A 16,722-nucleotide genomic window follows, 5' to 3' on the forward strand; every position below is an offset into this window, starting at 1 on the left:
TCTGCACCCGCGATGATGTGTGCCACGGTACTGATGCGCATCATCGCTATTACTATCAATTGCCGCTGTATACGGATCAATGCCGCTATCAATATGGCGGGTGACGCGCCTGACAGCCCTTCGGGCAGACCCGAAGGGCTGGGTATGCCATGCGCTATGCGTCACTGAACCGGAATATGCATGTCGATATCCCAGTAGCCGTCGCTATAACCGTCATTGAGATAGACTTCGAAACAGGAGCGCGTCGTGTCGACGGTGTTACCATCGCCGAGTAACGCGGCAAAAAACGCCTGCCACGATAGGCCGAAATCATCGTTGGATACGCGCGCGCGGGCAATCGCATACCGACCCGCGGCGATCTCCGTCGTGATCGCCCCGTTGCTGTTGGCGGGCAGACGAAAATCAGCGGCCACGCTTACCACGGTATCCGCCGTCAGTTTTTCCGGCGGGATTTCCTGCGGGTTGCCGTAATAAACCGCAATCCATTCCAGCGGCTGTACCGCGTGCTCGTCCACCCATTTCATCAGTTGCTCAAATCCTTGCGGCACCGTCTGTTCCCAGGGGCCCACCAGATGGAACCCGGCCGCATGACGTTTATTCACATGCTGAACGTTGTAATCCATATCTGATCCTTACGAAGATGATGACTGTGTATTTATCGATTTTCCCAACTGAGGGCATGATAGCGGCATGTTTCATCGAGCTATACCGTGTAAGATCCCATTGTGGGACAAATTAATGAGATTGATAGCTATGCTGAAGTCGATAAAGAACCTCAGTGGACGTAAAGAGCGATTCGCTGCGCGTGTACTGCTTATTGACGGCTCAAACCGCGTTCTTCTCCTGAGCACCCGGGACGCCAGCAACCCAGCGTTTTTAGAATCCTGGGAACTGCCCGGCGGCGGCGTTTTACCGGGTGAATCCATCACACAGGCAGTGATACGCGAACTCTACGAGGAAACAGGAATCAACCTCCCAGCCTCTTCAGTAAGCTCACCGCTATGGAAACGGGACGTCCTCTATACCTACCGGGGAGAGCGCCGCTTGCAGCATGAGGCGATTTGTTGTGCCAGGATCGAAATAGCGCCTCAAACTATTGATGAGCGTTATAGAGAACCGTTCGAACGTGAGGACCACCTGTGCTATCAGTGGTGGCCGCTGGGAGAATTAAGGGTGTCGCAAGAAACGTTCTATCCCATAACTCTTCCACGTCATGCCGATGCCCTTATAGCCGGTCGCATAATTGATGAGCCGCTCGAAGTCTGGGATGAATAACGCCTGACGTAGTCCCTTCAATATATAGGCGCTCCAGGTGATAGCGTTAACAAACTATATCGTTGACAAACTATATCGTTGACAAATGATAGCGTTAAAAACCGATAGCATTAAAAACCGGCGGCGTGTTTTACGTCGGGTCATATTTATATGATCATTAAAATAATGAGCTGGAGATTATTTATTATCTGGTCGTAAAAATAAGCCGCCGGAATCGTAGCTGAATTACACGTTTAATCTATGTATTACATCGACAAATGCGGATACGCCGCTGTTAATTTCACTAAAGCCGCGCGACAGGTCGTGTATTTTCTCTCTCTCATCCCCTAAGAACTGATTAATTTGATCCAGTTGCTGGTACATCTGTTCGATTAACCTGGCGTTGTCCTCAACCATATGGGTGATTTTTTGCGTCGCCGTCGAGGTGGAGATCGCCAGTTTTCGTACCTCTTCCGCCACCACGGAAAAACCGCGCCCAGACTCGCCGGCCCGCGCGGCTTCAATCGCCGCGTTCAGCGCCAGAATGTTGGTCTGGGAAGCGATAGCGTCGATGGTACTGATGATCGCGCTGATGTTCTTGGCATGTTCATTCAGGCTGGCGCCGATTTCCGATGCCGACTTGACCTGCGCGGTAATCCGTTCGGAATTGTTGACCGTTTCCGTCAGCACCTCGCTGGCATTGTAGGTGATTTGCGAGGTTTGCTCCGACGTGGTCACCGCGATATCCGCGATGCGTTTGGCGTTTTCGACTCGGGTGGTGATATCGGAAGCAAATTTTATGACTTTGTACACGTTGCCGTGGGCATCGAGAATCGGGTTATAACTCGCTTCCAGCCAGACCCGTTCATCCTGCGAGGTTCTGCGCTCAAAACGGCCGACGAACGACTCACCGTTATTGAGCTTGTCCCAGAAGCGCGGGTTTTCCCGGTAAAACATGTCGTAGCAGAACATCCGATGGTGTTGGCCCTGTATTTCCTCCAGGCTATAGCCCATGGTTTTCAGGAAGTTATCGTTGGCCCAGATAATATTTCCTTCCGGAGTGAATTCGATCACCGCCAGTGAACGGTGCAGGGCGGAGAGAATAGCTTCTTTATCCACCAGCGCCTGATGGTTCTGGGTAATGTCGGTCGCCAGTTTGATGACCTTCATTACGTCGCCATTACGGTTTTTTACCGGGAAATAGGTCGCTCTCAGGAAGAACTTATCATGTTGTTTGTTATAGCGATCGAATACGCCGGAAAAGGATTCGCCGCTGGCCAGCCGGCGCCAGAATATACGGTAATGTTCTGAGGATACGTATCGCGGATCGCAAAATATACGATGATGCTCGCCTTGTATTTCATCCAGCGTATATCCAAGCAGGTCGAGAAAAATCGGGTTGGCATAAAGAATGGTGCCATCAGGTAGAAATTCGATATAAGCAATGTTTTGCTTAATCGCGTTCATATCCTGTTCCGACGTGCTTGCCTTCGATGCCGTAATCTTTTTTCCTTCTGTACTCAGCACTTTTGATAATCCAAACATCGCCATCCCCTATACCGGAAACATACCAGTGACCTTTTTATGCCCTAAGTAATTTGGGTTGCAGGAAGGGCAGCATGCCTGCAACCTGAAGCATGACGGGTAAATGATGTGGAGCTGATAAGAAAGTAATAGTGCAGATTTGAATTTATGGCAGCCCTTCATGCTGTTTTATTCATTTTTGGCGGGTTATACCGTTTTGGTCGAGTAACTGGCTCGTTTCAGGCGTTGTCCTACTGGGCCGCGCCATATCGCGCCGAATGCGGTTCCTGCGATTTATCGACCGCCCCGGCTTTGTCAGCGTCCGGTGACCCAGTCCGTCAGTATGTTAGGCGCGTGCCCGTTCTGGCGTTAGCATCGAAATGACGGCATTCAGCGGGGGATTACTGCATCGGTTTTTCCCGGCGCGGTCTTCATGATGCACGGTAATCAGTAAAATTTTTATTTCATGCCGATGCCTTGATGATGAGGACATGACGCCTCTGTAAGGCTCTGCCTGCCGTTCTCTCGACAGAAGCGCCCGGTTGTTGGGCTACGAGAACCTTATTCGGTGATGCCGGTTTTCCTGCCGCATCACTCATCGCTGCACTGGCATTGGTGGCATTGGTGGCATTGGTGGTATTGATGGTATTAGCCTGAGGGGGAAGCAATAGCATCCCCCTATTTTTCTCACCGCCATTCATACCGCTATGAATTAAGATCTTCGACAATAAAATCCATCGCGACGTGAAAATAGCCATTCATCATTTCAGGTACTAATTCAGCTACCGCACTATCAACGTCCTGACCATAAACTTCTATAGCCCGATCGGTTAATGTATGGGTATATACGCCATTTTTAACCTCCGTATGCAAATCTCTTCGTGTTTGCAGAAAATCATTCGAGAAGTTAAATCTGGATATCGAGAATTTATCCTCTTTTCTGATGATAAAATCGATGGGGTTCATGAGTCGGTCTTTTTTTAGCGTAATTTTGGGAATGTGGGTAGAAAACTCCAAATGATTTTTCTCCGTCACCTCTGCCCATGTTGCATTACACGTATTATTTACTGAAGGCGTTTTTCCTTGTGCTTTGAACGCATCAGAAAGACACAGCCCTACTTTAGCGCCAGTCAGCGGCTTCATGGTGTCTTTTTCAAAAAAACGCAAAATGAATTTTACAGGGATACGGCCTTTCGAGTCTGAAAAGCCACATTGTCCCTTCTTAAAGAGAAATTTATCCAGCCTGCTGATAATTTTCTGCTCGTCATTGATGAGTGCGGTATTTATTATGATGGGCTTTTTCGTTAGAGCACTATAAGTTCGATGCGTGACGCTATAAAGCCCTAATGCTAACCCGGATATGATGAACATTCTCCTGTTCATGAGGTTAAATCCTCCTCGGCATGAGACATGATAAACATATCAGATTGTGGATAGGTGACGCATGGGAGTATATATTGTCCCCGTTGATCTTCATCGAGAAAAGACTGATCGGAGTCATCATATTTTCCAGTTAAATGTCTGCATGCGCATGACGAGCATGCGCCGGCCCGGCAACTGTAGGGCAGTTCTACGCCTTCTTGCTCCGCGGCATCCAGTATATATTGGTCATCGCTGCATTTTATTGTCTTTGTTGTTCCACAGCTCATGATGCTTATATGATAAATTGGCATTATTTGTTCTCTTCCTTTTGAACGTAAACGGTAAATCCTTTTGGTTTTAAATCAGGGTGATCAATGGAGATTTCATTTAAAACGTTCATGCACAGGGTATAAAGGAGCTCACCTGCGATACGTTTGCAGTTGTTATATTCTTCTTCTGGCAGCTGACTACCCAGATCGGCCAGTTCTTTTTCAATTAAAGTGATAAGCGCCGATGACTTATTAATAACTTTGCTGGCGACGTCTTTGTCTGAAATGAACATGGTTATGACTCCATAATTTTGGTTTTAAATAGGAATTAAATATCACACATGGGGATCATTCCCATACACTCAGCCATACAGCTGTGAAAGGAGCCGCCATCAAACGAGCCAGTTGGTAATGTATATAAACATTCTTGTATGCATCGGTCTTTCTTGTCTCCCATGCTTGAATTCAGCGTGCTGCTGGCCGAGTCTGGAATTATTTTATTTTTTTTAATAGCGCATGACGCGCTGACTCTTGAATAATTTGCTAATTTTTTTATTGTCTCACGCTCATTTTTGTATGTCAATTTTGCATTTATATCTCCATCGGCGATACTTATGTTTTGATAAAATAAGGTCATGGTTAATAACGTTGAAGTAAATAATATTCTTTTTATAGATAGATTGATCATCTATTATTCCTTTAAAGATGCCCTCAGAAGTACAATTTTATTGATTTGTTAAATCAGAATGATTCTGTGTGATTTCATATGGTTTTTTTAAAATTAGGTCGTTGATATTCCTCCATGACTTTATGGATGCAATGATCATTAATGGTGTATAGGCAACTGAATGCACTACGTGGTTTTAATAGCTTTTCTATTACTTCTTCATTAACTCCTGTAGCATTTTTTCAGGATTGTTCAGGAACGAACGTGTAATTTGGTAATGATCGGTATCTTTATAATTCACCTGGGAGAGGCTATCGCCATCAAACTGATAAATTAACGCATCCGGATAACCCAGCAGAATCGGCGAATGGGTGGCGATAATAAATTGGGAATCATCCAGAATCAGGTCATGCATTCTGGCGAGCATCGCCAACTGTCTGGCCGGCGACAGCGCGGCTTCCGGTTCGTCGAGCAGATACAGTCCTTTGCCGCCAAAACGGTTCATCATTAATGAGAGAAAAGATTCGCCGTGCGACTGCTCATGCAAGGAGTGGCCGCCATACGAATTAATCACCGGCGGGCCGAAAGACGGTTCGGCATCAAGGTGTTCGATTTCGGAGGCCAGGTTAAAAAAGCTCTCGGCACGAAAAAAAAATCCATTGCGGGGGCGCGGTACGCCTTTGGCGATTCTCAGGTAATTGGATAGCTCTGAGTGCGACGCCCGGGTGCTGAAATTGAAAGTTCCGGGTGCCGCCTTCGGGGTTAAACCCCATTGATACCGCAATGGCTTCCAGCAGCGTTGACTTTCCGGTGCCGTTCTCGCCGATAAAAAAGGTGACGTTAGGGTGGGGGGTAATAAAGTCAAATGAACGAATCGCAGGAATGGAAAAAGGATAATGGTCGAATGAGACCACTTTATCGCGATTAAGAGAGATACGGCTGATGTATTGAGTCGAAATCATTCTGCGTCATTTCCTGCCATGGACTGCCCACAACGATATTACTACCACAACTATTCACTACCACAGTGGGTCAATTATTCCAATGCCTTTATTCCCGGGCCGTATGCAATGCCGATGAAGCGTTTTGTTAAACCGCAGGCAATATCATTCGTTTGTTTTTTATGAGGCGATACAGGGTCGCTAAAACCAACAACCACACAGATAGTAATGGTTATCATTATCAAGATCAACGTTGTTTTTAGGGAAACCGTTATTTTCAGGAAAACCGCTATTTTTGTGAAAAAAATGCGGTGCTGAGGTTCTTGCTGCGCTGCAACAGAGGCAACTATTGAAATATTTATTTCATTTTTACTCGCTGCCGGGGACGGGTGGGCAATGATGCCCGCAGGTGCTCCGGCCGTTTTATCCACGCGCCAGCTGCAAGACACGGCGTCATCCTTGTTTACTAATTCCATGCCTTGATTACGTTTTTTTTCGTCCTGCAACGCGCTGACGACCCAGCCGCGGTTTCGTGATTGTGCTAACACTATTTTGCTCATATGTCACCAAAATGTTAGCTGGCACGCAAAAACATAATTTCCAGTTTTACTGAAATTGAAATAAACGTTTTATTGTCTTTACTCTACAAGCAGAACAGACCCTGAACCCCTACAACCAACCAGTGATACCCCGCGGTATCGAGGGAGTAGCCATGTTTAACATTGCTTTACTGGGCGCCGGCCGCATCGGCCAGGTTCATGCCGTCAACATCGCCGAACATCGGGAAACCTGTCTCTATTCGGTGGTGGACCCCAACCCCGCCAACGCCCAGGCGCTGTCCGATAAATATCAGGCCCGTCTGCAAACCGTCGACGAGGCGATGGCCGACCCGGCGGTACACGCGGTGCTGATCGCCTCAGCCACCGATACCCACGCCGACCTGATCGAGCTGGCCGCCCGTCATGGCAAAGCCATCTTCTGCGAAAAGCCGGTGCATCTGGATATCGCCCGGGTGCGCGACTGCCTGAAGGTGGTGGAGCAGCAGCAGGTGCCGCTGTTTGTCGGTTTTAACCGTCGCTACGACCCGCAGTTTCGCCGGGTGAAAACGCTGGCGGGCGAAGGACGCATCGGCAAGCCCGAATCGCTGATGATTATCTCCCGCGACCCATCGCCGCCGCCGGCGGAGTATGTGCGCGTGTCCGGCGGCATGTTCCGCGACATGACCATCCACGATTTCGACATGGTGCGGTTCATCATGGGCGAAGAGCCGGTGTCGGTGTTCGCGCAGGGCAGCAATCTGGTCGACCCGGCCATCGGCGCGGCCGGCGACATCGATACCGCTTTTGTGGTGTTCAAATTCGCCTCCGGCGCGATGGCGACCATCGTCAATAGCCGCCGCTCCGGCTACGGCTACGACCAGCGGCTGGAACTGCACGGCGAGCTCGGCGTGCTGAGTGCGGGCAATATCCGTGAAAATCAGGTGGAACACTGGGGCGACGCAGGTTGCCTCGCCGCCAAACCGGAACACTTTTTCCTGCAGCGTTACCGCGATGCCTACGCGGCGGAATGGCGTCATTTCGTCGAGGTGCTGCACGGGCGTACCCAGCCCGAATGCAGCGGCGTCGACGGCGAGCGGGCGCTGTATCTGGCCGACAAAGCGCTGGAATCGCTGGCGACGGGGCGTGCGGTTTCGCTCTGACATAACTACAGGGTCTGACATGGCATTAGACCCTGACATCACGACATCAATAACAACATGACCTGACGTCTATACCCTAAATAATTCGAGTTGCAGGAAGGCGGCGACGCAGTGAATCCCCAGGAGCTTACATCGGTAAGTGACTGGGGTGAACGAGGAAAGCCAACGCATCTGCAACTTGAAGTATGACGGGTATAACTTACACCCAACTGATGCAGAGACAACACCATGAAAAAGATAACCATCATGGCCGCGGCGATGGCCTTCACGATGTCGTCCGGTCTGGCACAGGCCCAGAACGAGCAGATTGTGTTCAGTACCCCCAATCTGGCGATGCCATTTGAAGTTCACATGCAGCGAACCGCGGTCAAGGCCGCTAAAGAACTGGGCGTTAACCTGCAGGTGCTGGACAGCCAGGGCAGTTCCCCGAAACAGGTGGCGGATCTGGAAAACGCCATCACCCGCGGCGCGCAGGGTTTTGTGGTGTCGCCTAATGACGTCAACGCGGTGTCGGGCGCGGTAACGGAGATTCAGGACGCCAAACTGCCGGTAGTGACGCTGGACCGTTCGGTGAAGACCGACAAGAAAGTGCCGCACTTCGGCGCCAACAACTACAAGGGCGGTCAGGCGATTGCCGATTTCGTCAAAGCGCGCTTTCCGAACGGCGCCGACATCGTGCTGCTGACCGGGCAACCGGGGTCATCGTCGAATATTGAGCGTACCCAGGGCATCCGCGACAGCCTGAAAGCGGGCGGCAGCAAGTATCGCCTGGTGGCGGATCAAACCGGCAACTGGATGCGTTCTGAAGGGATGCGCATCGTCGAAAGCGTGTTGCCGTCGCTGCCCAAGCGTCCGCAGGTGATTCTGTCGGCCAACGACGACATGGCGCTGGGGGCGATCGAAGCGCTGCAAAGTCAGGGGCTGAAACCGGGCGAAGTGATGGTGACCGGCTTCGACGCGGTGCCGGAAGCGCTGGCCCGCGTGCGTGACGGCTGGCTGTCGGTAACCGCCGATCAACGCCCCGGCTACGCGGTGACGCAGGCGATGACCCAACTGACCAACAATATTCGCACCAAGTCGCCGATCACCGGCGCGGATTATCCGCCGACCATGATCACCAAAGACAACCTGAACGACGCGGAACGTATCGGCGAAGCGGGTAAATAAGCGGACATACCACTCACGCACCGGCCCGGCGGCCGGTGCGCAACGAGGGCCATCCCATGACTGAACCCTTACTGAACATTACCGATCTGGCCAAGAATTTCTCCGGCGTCTGGGCGCTCAATAAGGTGCAGCTGACGGTACTGCCGGGAGAGATCCACGCCCTGCTGGGCGAGAACGGCGCCGGCAAGTCCACCTTGCTCAAGGCGCTGGCCGGCGCGCAGCCCCAGACCAGCGGCGATATTCGCTTCAACGGCGAACTGCTGTCGCCGCAGGACTCGCCGGTAGAACGGCAGAACCGCGGCATCGTCACCATCTATCAGGAATTCAACCTGTTGCCCAACATGACGGTGGCGGAAAACATGTTTCTCGGCCGCGAACTGCAACGCAGCCGGCTGTTTGTCGATGCGCAGGCGGTCAATCAGGAAGCCCGCACGGTGCTGGAGTACCTGCAACTGAACATATCACCGACCACGCAGGTGGCGCGGCTGAGCGTGGCGCAGCAGCAGATGGTGGAAATCGCCCGCGCATTGACCCTCAACGCCCGGTTGATCGTGATGGATGAACCGTCCGCCGCGCTGAGCGATAGCGAGGTGGAGAGCCTGCACCGAGTGGTGCGCGAGCTGAAAGCGCGCGGCGTCAGCGTGATTTATGTGACGCACCGGCTGCACGAAGTGTTCCAACTGTGCGACCGCTTCACCGTATTGCAGGACGGCCGTTACACCGGCTCCGGCAACGTGGCCGACATCGACGTGGCGGGCATCATCCGCATGATGGTCGGGCGCGACGTGGTGTTCAGCCGTCGCCCGCCGTCGGAAACCCATCATCAGGACAAACCGGTGCGGCTGGCAGTGAAAGGGCTGTGCCGGGAAAAACCGCCGCTCGATCCGCACGGCATCGCGCTCGACAACATCGGTTTTCAGGTGCACGCGGGCGAGATCCTCGGCATCGCCGGGCTGGTAGGCGCCGGCCGTACCGAGGTGGCGCGCTGCCTGTTCGGCGCCGACCCATTTACCTCCGGCGAATTCTGGCTTGACGGCCAGGTCTATCACCCGGTCGATCCGCTGCACGCGCTCGATCAGGGCATTGCGCTGGTGCCGGAAGATCGCAAGAAAGAGGGCGCGGTGCTGGGCTTGTCGATCCGCAACAACCTGTCGCTTTCCAGCCTGTCGTCGCTGCTGCGCTGGCGCTACTTCGTCGACACCCGCCGCGAGGACGACCTGATCGAATCCTACCGGCAGGCGTTGCGCATCAAGATGGTGGACAGCGAGCAGGAGGTGCGCAAGCTCTCCGGCGGCAACCAGCAGAAAGTGATTCTGGCGCGCTGTATGGCGCTCAACCCCCGGGTGCTGATCGTCGATGAGCCGACGCGCGGTATCGACGTCGGCACCAAGTCCGAAGTGCATCAGGTGCTGTTCGATATGGCGAAACGGGGCGTGGCGGTGATCGTGATTTCCTCCGATCTGCCGGAGGTGATGGCGATTTCCGATCGCATCATCACCCTTAGCGAAGGCCGGATCACCGGCGAACTGCACGGCGATGACGCCACGGAAGAGCGGCTGATGACCCTGATGGCCATCTGCCATGACGCACCACAGGCCGCATAACGGAGATACCATGAGCATGCAGCAACCCTTATCCCGTACCAAACTGCCGGCGCCGGCTAACGGCCGGGGACGCATCGACCCGATCGCCTTTTTCGAGCGTTTCGGGGTGTTCATTTTCATGATCCTGCTGCTGATCTTTTTCCAGTCGCAGAACAGCAACTTCCTGACCGAACGCAACATCACCAACATCCTCACCGAGGTGTCCATCTACGGCATCATGGCGGTGGGGATGACCTTCGTGATCCTGACCGCGGGCATCGACCTGTCGGTCGGGTCGATTCTGGCGGTGTGCGCCATGACCGCCGCCTACGTGATCAAAGGCGATAACTTCACCACCGTCGACGCTCAGGCCTGGGGCGGCATGAGCTGGCTGGTAGGGCTTGGCATCTGTCTGGCGATGGGCACCGTTATCGGTTTCCTGCACGGACTGGGCGTTACCCGTCTGCGGTTGTCGCCGTTCATCGTCACGCTGGGCGGCATGACCATCTGGCGCGGCCTGACGCTGGTTGTCAACGACGGCGCGCCCATCGCCGGGTTTGACCCCGGTTACCGCTGGTGGGGGCGTGGCGAGCTGCTCGGCATCTCCATCCCGATCTGGATCTTCGCGCTGGTGGCGCTGGTAGGCTGGCTGGCGCTGCATAAAACCCGCTGGGGGCGCTTCGTCTACGCCATCGGCGGCAATACCGAGGCGGCGCGGCTGGCCGGGGTCAACGTGCAGCGGGTACTGGTCAGCGTCTATGTGGTGATCGGCGCGCTGGCCGGTCTGGCGGGGTTCATTCTCAGCGCCCGGCTGGGCAGCGCCGAAGCGGTGGCGGGCATCTCGTTCGAACTGCGGGTGATCGCCTCGGTGGTGATTGGCGGCACCTCGCTGATGGGCGGTTACGGGCGCATCAGCGGCACCATCATCGGCTCGGTCATCATGGGGATCCTGATTAACGGGCTGGTGCTGATGAACGTCTCGGCCTACTACCAGCAGATCATCACCGGTCTCATCATCGTGCTGGCGGTAGCGTTCGATACCTACGCTAAAAGCCGGCGCGGCGCTATCTGACACAGGGAGCGACAGGCATGAAACAGGTTCGAATTGGTTTGATCGGCACCGGCTACATCGGCCGCGCCCACGCCATCGCCTATGCGCAAGCGCCGGTGGTGTACCCGCTCAAGGGGCAACTGGTGTGCGAGATGCTGGCGGAAGTCTCGCCGGAGCTGGCAAAGCAGCGGGCGCGGGAACTGGGCTTCGCCCGTTTCACCAGCGACTGGCATCAACTGGTGGCCGACCCGGCTATCGACGTGGTGGATATCTGCGCGCCTAATTTTCTGCATCAGGAAATGGCGATGGCGGCGATTCGCCACGGCAAGCACGTCTATTCGGAAAAGCCGCTGGCGCTCAATGCCGCCGACGCGCGTGCGATGGCGGACGCCGCCCGTCAGGCCGGGGTGAAAACGCTGGTGGGGTTCAACTACATGAAGAACCCGGCGGCGCAGCTGGCGAAAGAGATCATCGCGCGCGGCGAGATCGGCGAGGTGACCCATTTCTACGGCACCCACAACGAAGACTATCTGGCCGACCCGCGCAAACCGGCGGATTGGCATTGCTTCCGGCACACCGCCGGGCTGGGCGCGCTGGGCGATGTGGGCGCGCACATCGTCAATATGGCGCACTACCTGGTGGGCGACATCACCGAGGTGTGCGGCGATCTGCAGACGGTGGTGCCGCAGCGGCCGGTGAGCGCGGGCAGCGCCGACCGGGTGACGGTGGAGAACGAGGATCAGGCGCACGCGATGGTGCGGTTCGCCAGCGGCGCGCGCGGGGTGATCGAGGCGTCAAGGGTGGCGTGCGGACGCAAGATGGGGCTGAGTTATGTCATCACCGGCACCCGCGGCGCCATCAGTTTTACTCAGGAACGCATGGCGGAACTAAAACTGTACCGGCATGACGACCCGGTCAACCGACAGGGGTTTCAGACCTTGCTGATCGGGCCGCAGCACCCGGAGTACGCCGCGTTCTGCGCCAGCGCCGGGCACGGTTTCGGTTTTAACGATCAGAAAACCGTCGAGGTGCGAGACCTGATCGACGGCATCGCCGCCGGGAGTCCGCTGTGGCCCGATTTTGACGAAGGCTGGCGCGTCTCCCGGGTGCTGGACGCCATTGTGCTGTCGCATCAGGCCGCACGCTGGGTGGCGGTACATGAGGTGACAGTGCATGAAGCGGGATAACGGTCGTGCCGACGTGTTGTCGATTTCCTTTTTTGACTGACAGGAATGGGCGTTATGAGTACGGAAAAGCAGTTTGATGTGATTTGCATGGGGCGCGTGGCGGTGGACCTGTACGGTCAACAGATCGGCGCGCGTCTGGAAGACATGGGCAGCTTCGCCAAATATCTGGGCGGATCTTCCGGTAACGTGGCCTACGGCACCGCCCGGCAGGGCCTGCGTTCCTCAATGCTGGCGCGGGTGGGCGACGAGCACATGGGGCGCTTTCTGCGCGAAGAGTTGCAGCAGGTCGGCTGCGACACCAGCCACCTGATAACCGATCCGACGCGCCTGACCGCGCTGGTGCTGCTCGGCATCAAGGATCGGGAAACCTTCCCGTTGATCTTCTACCGCGATAACTGCGCCGATATGGCGATCACGCCGGAAGACGTCAGCGAGGATTACATCGCCTCGTCGCGCTGCCTGGCGATCACCGGCACCCATCTGTCGCACCCGAACACCCGCGAGGCGGTGCTGACCGCGCTGCGTTACGCTCGTCGCCACGGCGTGAAAACGGTGCTGGATATCGACTACCGGCCGGTGCTGTGGGGGCTGACCTCGTTAGGCGACGGCGAAACCCGTTTCATCGAATCAACGGCGGTAACGGCGCAACTGCAACAGGTGCTGAACCTGTTCGATCTGATCGTCGGTACCGAAGAGGAGTTTCATATCGCCGGCGGCAGCACCGACACCCTGCAGGCGCTGCGTCAGGTGCGGACGCATACCGCGGCGGAGCTGGTGTGCAAGCGCGGCCCGCTCGGTTGTTCGGTGTTCACCGGCGACATTCCGGCGTCGTTGGATGAGGGCATTACCGTCAAAGGCGTGCGCGTCGAGGTGCTCAACGTGTTGGGGGCGGGCGACGCCTTTATGTCCGGCCTGCTGCGTGGCTACCTGAGCGGCGAAGGCTGGGAGAAAGCCTGCGCCTACGCCAATGCCTGCGGCGCGCTGGTGGTGTCTCGCCACGGCTGCGCCCCGGCGATGCCGAGCCGCATTGAACTGGATAACTATCTGGCGCGCGCCGAGGCGGTGCCGCGGCCGGATCTGGACCCGGAACTGAACCATTTACATCGCGTCACCACCCGCCGTCAGCGCTGGGAAGAACTGTGCGTGATCGCCTTTGATCACCGTAGCCAACTGGAGGAGATGGCGCTGGCCTGCGGCGCCGATCGCAGCCGGATCCCGGCGCTTAAGCAGTTGATTCTTCAGGCCAGCCAGCAGGCGGCGCAGCAGGCCGGGCTGCAGAGCGCCGGATCATCATCAGGTAAAGCCGGATTGCCGTCCGGCAAGGCCGGATTATCGCCCGGCAAAGCCGGATTATTGTGCGACGGCACCTTCGGGCAGGACGCGCTCAATACCATTACCGGGCAAGGCTGGTGGATCGGTCGTCCGATCGAGTTGCCGGGCTCGCGCCCGCTGACGCTGGAGCACGGCAACATCGGCTCGCAACTGGTGAGCTGGCCGCTGGAGCATGTGGTGAAGTGTCTGGTGTTTTTCCACCCGGAAGACGACAGCCAGTTGCGGCTGGCGCAGGAACGGCAGGTGAGCGAGGTGTATCGCGCCTGCTGCCAGTCCGGCCACGAACTGCTGCTGGAGGTGATTCTGCCTGCCGACATGCCGCGCAGCGATGACCTTTACCTGCGGGCGATCCAGCGTTTCTACAACATTGGCGTCCGGCCGGACTGGTGGAAACTGCCGCCGCTGTCCGCCGACGGCTGGCAACGGCTGGAGCGATTGCTGGCAGAGCGCGATCCTCACTGCCGCGGCGTGGTGATCCTCGGGCTGGACGCGCCGATCGAAATATTACGTCAGGGGTTCAACGCCGCCGCCGGCCAACCGGTGGTGAAAGGGTTCGCGGTGGGGCGCACGCTGTTTGCGCAGCCGGCGCAGCAGTGGCTGCGCGGCGATATCGACGATCGGCAACTGATCGCCGACGTCAAAGATAACTACCTGCAGCTGATCGCCCTGTGGCGTCAACGCGGCTAAATCCATTTATTATGAGAGGGAATCGAGAATGACTGTTCAACTGGGTATCAATCCGCTGACCTGGACCAATGACGACCTGCCGTCGCTGGGGGCGGAAACTCCGCTGGAAACCTGCCTGAGCGAAGGGCGTCAGGCCGGTTTCGCCGGGTTCGAACTGGGCAACAAGTTCCCGCGTCAGTCCGGCGTGCTGGGGCCGATTCTGAAAAAACACGGGCTGAGTCTGGTTTCCGGCTGGTATTCCGGCCAGTTGCTGACCCGTTCGGTAAAAGACGAGATCGCCGCGGTGCAGGATCACCTCAACCTGCTGCGCGAGCTGGGCGCCACCGTGTTGGTGTTCGCCGAAGTGACCGGCGCGGTGCATGGCGAGCAGCGTACGCCGGTGCATCTGCGCCCGCGTTTTCCGGCGGCGCGCTGGCAGGAATACGGCGACAAGCTTAGCGAATTCGCCCGCTATACCCAGCAGCAGGGCGTGCAGATAGCCTATCACCACCATATGGGCACCGTGATTGAAACCGCCGACGACGTGGATCAACTGATGACCCACACCGGGCCGGAAGTAGGTCTGCTGCTGGATACCGGTCACCTGACCTTTGCCGGCGCCGACCCGCTGGCGGTGGCGCAGCGCTGGGTGCAACGTATCAACCATGTGCACTGTAAAGACATTCGTCCCGAGGTGCTGAAAGAGGTGAAAAACCGCAAAACCAGCTTCCTGGATGCGGTATTGAGCGGCGTGTTCACCGTGCCGGGCGACGGTTGCGTCGATTATCCGTCGCTATTCCGGCTGCTGAAAGCGCATGATTATCAGGGCTGGCTGGTGGTGGAGGCCGAACAGGACCCGGCGGTGGCGCATCCGCTGACTTACGCCACGCTGGGGTTCAACAATCTGCAGCGGTTTGCCCGCGACGCGGGTCTGATCTAACTGTTGCAGGCAGGGAGGTGGGCGATGTCTGAATTACTGTCCCGTTATCATGCGCCGGATAAGCAAGGCCGCATCCAGCAGATTACCCCGGCTCGCGCGGGCTGGCGTTATGTCGGGTTTGAGGTTTACCAGTTGTCGACCGGGGCGACGCTGGCGCTGCCGGCGGTGGCCGAGGAGCGCTGCCTGGTGTTGGTGGGCGGTCGGGCGACAGTGGCAACGCCGCAGGCGCGGTTTGAGCATATCGGCGATCGCATGAACCCGTTCGAGCGCAAGAAGCCCTGGGCGGTGTACGTCACGCCGGGGGAAACGGTGACCGTCACCGCCGATACGCCGCTGGAACTGGCGGTATGCGCCGCGCCGGGGTGGAGCAACCATCCCACCCGGTTGATCGCCCCGCAGGATATCGGTGCGCAAGCGCGCGGCAGCGGGCGCAATCGCCGTTTTGTGCACAACATCCTGCCGGAGGACAAGGTGGCGGATAGTCTGCTGGTGGTCGAGGTCTACACCGACGAGGGCTGCACCAGTTCTTACCCCAGCCACAAGCACGATGTGGACAACCCACCGCAGGAAACGTATCTGGAAGAAACCTACTATCACCGGCTCAACCCGCCGCAGGGTTTCTGCCTGCAACGGGTCTATACCGAGGATCGCTCGCTGGACGAATGCATGGCGGTGTATGACCGGGACGTGGTAATGGTGCCGCGCGGTTATCATCCGGTGGCGACGCTGGCGGGCTACGACAGCTACTACCTCAACGTGATGGCCGGGCCGGTGCGCCAGTGGCGTTTTAGCTGGGAGCAGGATCACCAGTGGGTGAACAGCGCGGAATACGCGGCAAAACACAGCGGGTGAGGTTTTTATCGTGCAGATAAAACCGGGTTGCCAACCCAACTGGTCATGTTGTTTGGTATGGTGAAGTCTGTCTGGGCAGTGAATGGTTTCGTGCGGAATGAACAGAGCCGTTTCTTTGCCATTTCATCGCACGCACGACAAGGAGAGGCTCAGCGCCGCCTCTCCTTGACCACTGGCTGGTGGCTAAACTGCGCCGCTTCGCGGTCCCTTCGGCGTTCGCCTTCGCGG

17 protein-coding genes and 2 pseudogenes are annotated in these 16,722 nt (G+C 56.4%); 9 read left to right on the forward strand and 10 right to left on the reverse strand.

What is annotated here, in order from left to right; genetic code table 11:
* Positions 1-161: 161 nt before the first annotated feature.
* The gene (gene sbmC, locus DXX3274_RS04365) at positions 162-623 is read right to left on the reverse strand and encodes a DNA gyrase inhibitor SbmC (protein WP_042858778.1); all 462 of its coding nucleotides are present in this window, start codon (positions 621-623) and stop codon (positions 162-164) included.
* Between the two features lie 130 nt (positions 624-753).
* Between sbmC and DXX3274_RS04370 the strand changes: the two genes are divergently transcribed.
* Positions 754-1,275 (forward strand): NUDIX hydrolase, encoded by a 522-nt coding sequence (locus tag DXX3274_RS04370; RefSeq protein ID WP_050569933.1) that lies wholly within the window; start codon positions 754-756, stop codon positions 1,273-1,275.
* 225 nt (positions 1,276-1,500) lie between these two features.
* Here the strand turns inward: DXX3274_RS04370 and DXX3274_RS24490 are convergent, their stop codons facing one another.
* From DXX3274_RS24490 to DXX3274_RS04400, 9 genes and pseudogenes are all read right to left on the reverse strand, one after another.
* Complete coding sequence (locus tag DXX3274_RS24490) at positions 1,501-1,992, reverse strand: methyl-accepting chemotaxis protein (protein WP_256379570.1); 492 nt, start codon at positions 1,990-1,992, stop codon at positions 1,501-1,503.
* A 30-nt stretch (positions 1,993-2,022) separates the two neighbouring features.
* A pseudogene (locus DXX3274_RS24495) lies at positions 2,023-2,805 on the reverse strand (PAS domain-containing protein); the annotation flags it as partial.
* Between the two features lie 437 nt (positions 2,806-3,242).
* Entirely contained in the window at positions 3,243-3,536 is a 294-nt protein-coding gene (locus DXX3274_RS04380; protein WP_152495221.1) for a hypothetical protein, read from the reverse strand.
* Positions 3,484-4,149, reverse strand: a complete 666-nt coding sequence (locus tag DXX3274_RS04385; protein ID WP_042858780.1) for a hypothetical protein — start codon at positions 4,147-4,149, stop codon at positions 3,484-3,486. The genes DXX3274_RS04380 and DXX3274_RS04385 overlap by 53 nt, the downstream gene beginning before the upstream one ends.
* A gap of 8 nt (positions 4,150-4,157) precedes the next feature.
* Complete coding sequence (locus tag DXX3274_RS22630) at positions 4,158-4,451, reverse strand: 2Fe-2S iron-sulfur cluster-binding protein (protein WP_071603907.1); 294 nt, start codon at positions 4,449-4,451, stop codon at positions 4,158-4,160.
* Positions 4,451-4,702, reverse strand: coding sequence for a hypothetical protein (locus DXX3274_RS04390; protein ID WP_042858781.1), 252 nt, complete (start codon positions 4,700-4,702; stop codon positions 4,451-4,453). Before DXX3274_RS04390 ends, DXX3274_RS22630 begins: the two co-directional genes overlap by 1 nt.
* Before the next feature lie 35 nt (positions 4,703-4,737).
* Positions 4,738-5,097 carry a hypothetical protein gene (locus tag DXX3274_RS23605; protein WP_152495222.1) on the reverse strand — a complete coding sequence of 120 codons (360 nt, stop codon included), beginning with the start codon at positions 5,095-5,097 and terminating at the stop codon, positions 4,738-4,740.
* Positions 5,098-5,287: 190 nt separating this feature from the next.
* Positions 5,288-6,038 (reverse strand): annotated as a pseudogene (locus tag DXX3274_RS24500) (AAA family ATPase).
* Positions 6,039-6,112: 74 nt separating this feature from the next.
* Positions 6,113-6,577, reverse strand: a complete 465-nt coding sequence (locus DXX3274_RS04400; protein ID WP_152495223.1) for a hypothetical protein — start codon at positions 6,575-6,577, stop codon at positions 6,113-6,115.
* 152 nt (positions 6,578-6,729) lie between these two features.
* Here DXX3274_RS04400 and iolG point away from each other — a divergent pair, with 152 nt between their 5' ends.
* The 8 genes from iolG to iolB all read left to right on the forward strand — a co-directional run bounded on the left by iolG (position 6,730) and on the right by iolB (position 16,494).
* Positions 6,730-7,716 carry an inositol 2-dehydrogenase gene (gene iolG, locus DXX3274_RS04405; RefSeq protein WP_042858784.1) on the forward strand — a complete coding sequence of 329 codons (987 nt, stop codon included), beginning with the start codon at positions 6,730-6,732 and terminating at the stop codon, positions 7,714-7,716.
* Between the two features lie 228 nt (positions 7,717-7,944).
* Positions 7,945-8,883, forward strand: a complete 939-nt coding sequence (locus DXX3274_RS04410) for a substrate-binding domain-containing protein (RefSeq protein WP_033111610.1) — start codon at positions 7,945-7,947, stop codon at positions 8,881-8,883.
* 56 nt (positions 8,884-8,939) lie between these two features.
* The gene (locus DXX3274_RS04415) at positions 8,940-10,487 is read left to right on the forward strand and encodes a sugar ABC transporter ATP-binding protein (RefSeq protein ID WP_042858785.1); all 1,548 of its coding nucleotides are present in this window, start codon (positions 8,940-8,942) and stop codon (positions 10,485-10,487) included.
* A gap of 16 nt (positions 10,488-10,503) precedes the next feature.
* Positions 10,504-11,538 (forward strand): ABC transporter permease, encoded by a 1,035-nt coding sequence (locus DXX3274_RS04420; protein ID WP_042861876.1) that lies wholly within the window; start codon positions 10,504-10,506, stop codon positions 11,536-11,538.
* 17 nt (positions 11,539-11,555) lie between these two features.
* A complete protein-coding gene (locus tag DXX3274_RS04425; RefSeq protein ID WP_042858786.1) occupies positions 11,556-12,704 on the forward strand; it encodes a Gfo/Idh/MocA family protein in 1,149 nt (382 codons plus the stop codon).
* Positions 12,705-12,758: 54 nt separating this feature from the next.
* A complete protein-coding gene (iolC, locus tag DXX3274_RS04430; RefSeq protein ID WP_042858787.1) occupies positions 12,759-14,723 on the forward strand; it encodes a 5-dehydro-2-deoxygluconokinase in 1,965 nt (654 codons plus the stop codon).
* A 28-nt stretch (positions 14,724-14,751) separates the two neighbouring features.
* Positions 14,752-15,642, forward strand: coding sequence for a myo-inosose-2 dehydratase (gene iolE, locus DXX3274_RS04435; protein ID WP_042858789.1), 891 nt, complete (start codon positions 14,752-14,754; stop codon positions 15,640-15,642).
* A 24-nt stretch (positions 15,643-15,666) separates the two neighbouring features.
* Positions 15,667-16,494 (forward strand): 5-deoxy-glucuronate isomerase, encoded by an 828-nt coding sequence (gene iolB, locus DXX3274_RS04440; protein WP_042858790.1) that lies wholly within the window; start codon positions 15,667-15,669, stop codon positions 16,492-16,494.
* Positions 16,495-16,722: the final 228 nt, after the last annotated feature.

The sequence above is a fragment of the Dickeya sp. NCPPB 3274 genome (genome assembly GCF_000406205.1).
Classification (GTDB): Bacteria; Pseudomonadota; Gammaproteobacteria; order Enterobacterales; family Enterobacteriaceae; genus Dickeya; species Dickeya fangzhongdai.

Excerpts from the sequence above, each read along its gene's own strand:
- DXX3274_RS04370 (WP_050569933.1), top strand. The coding sequence starts at position 754 with ATGCTGAAGTCGATAAAGAACCTCAGTGGACGTAAAGAGCGATTCGCT.
- sbmC (WP_042858778.1), bottom strand. The coding sequence starts at position 623 with ATGGATTACAACGTTCAGCATGTGAATAAACGTCATGCGGCCGGGTTC.
- DXX3274_RS04385 (WP_042858780.1), bottom strand. The coding sequence starts at position 4,149 with ATGTTCATCATATCCGGGTTAGCATTAGGGCTTTATAGCGTCACGCAT.
- iolB (WP_042858790.1), top strand. The coding sequence starts at position 15,667 with ATGTCTGAATTACTGTCCCGTTATCATGCGCCGGATAAGCAAGGCCGC.
- iolE (WP_042858789.1), top strand. The coding sequence starts at position 14,752 with ATGACTGTTCAACTGGGTATCAATCCGCTGACCTGGACCAATGACGAC.
- DXX3274_RS04380 (WP_152495221.1), bottom strand. The coding sequence starts at position 3,536 with ATGGCTATTTTCACGTCGCGATGGATTTTATTGTCGAAGATCTTAATT.
- DXX3274_RS04420 (WP_042861876.1), top strand. The coding sequence starts at position 10,504 with ATGCAGCAACCCTTATCCCGTACCAAACTGCCGGCGCCGGCTAACGGC.
- DXX3274_RS23605 (WP_152495222.1), bottom strand. The coding sequence starts at position 5,097 with ATGATCAATCTATCTATAAAAAGAATATTATTTACTTCAACGTTATTA.
- iolG (WP_042858784.1), top strand. The coding sequence starts at position 6,730 with ATGTTTAACATTGCTTTACTGGGCGCCGGCCGCATCGGCCAGGTTCAT.
- DXX3274_RS04410 (WP_033111610.1), top strand. The coding sequence starts at position 7,945 with ATGAAAAAGATAACCATCATGGCCGCGGCGATGGCCTTCACGATGTCG.
- DXX3274_RS04390 (WP_042858781.1), bottom strand. The coding sequence starts at position 4,702 with ATGTTCATTTCAGACAAAGACGTCGCCAGCAAAGTTATTAATAAGTCA.
- iolC (WP_042858787.1), top strand. The coding sequence starts at position 12,759 with ATGAGTACGGAAAAGCAGTTTGATGTGATTTGCATGGGGCGCGTGGCG.
- DXX3274_RS22630 (WP_071603907.1), bottom strand. The coding sequence starts at position 4,451 with ATGCCAATTTATCATATAAGCATCATGAGCTGTGGAACAACAAAGACA.
- DXX3274_RS04400 (WP_152495223.1), bottom strand. The coding sequence starts at position 6,577 with ATGAGCAAAATAGTGTTAGCACAATCACGAAACCGCGGCTGGGTCGTC.
- DXX3274_RS04415 (WP_042858785.1), top strand. The coding sequence starts at position 8,940 with ATGACTGAACCCTTACTGAACATTACCGATCTGGCCAAGAATTTCTCC.
- DXX3274_RS04425 (WP_042858786.1), top strand. The coding sequence starts at position 11,556 with ATGAAACAGGTTCGAATTGGTTTGATCGGCACCGGCTACATCGGCCGC.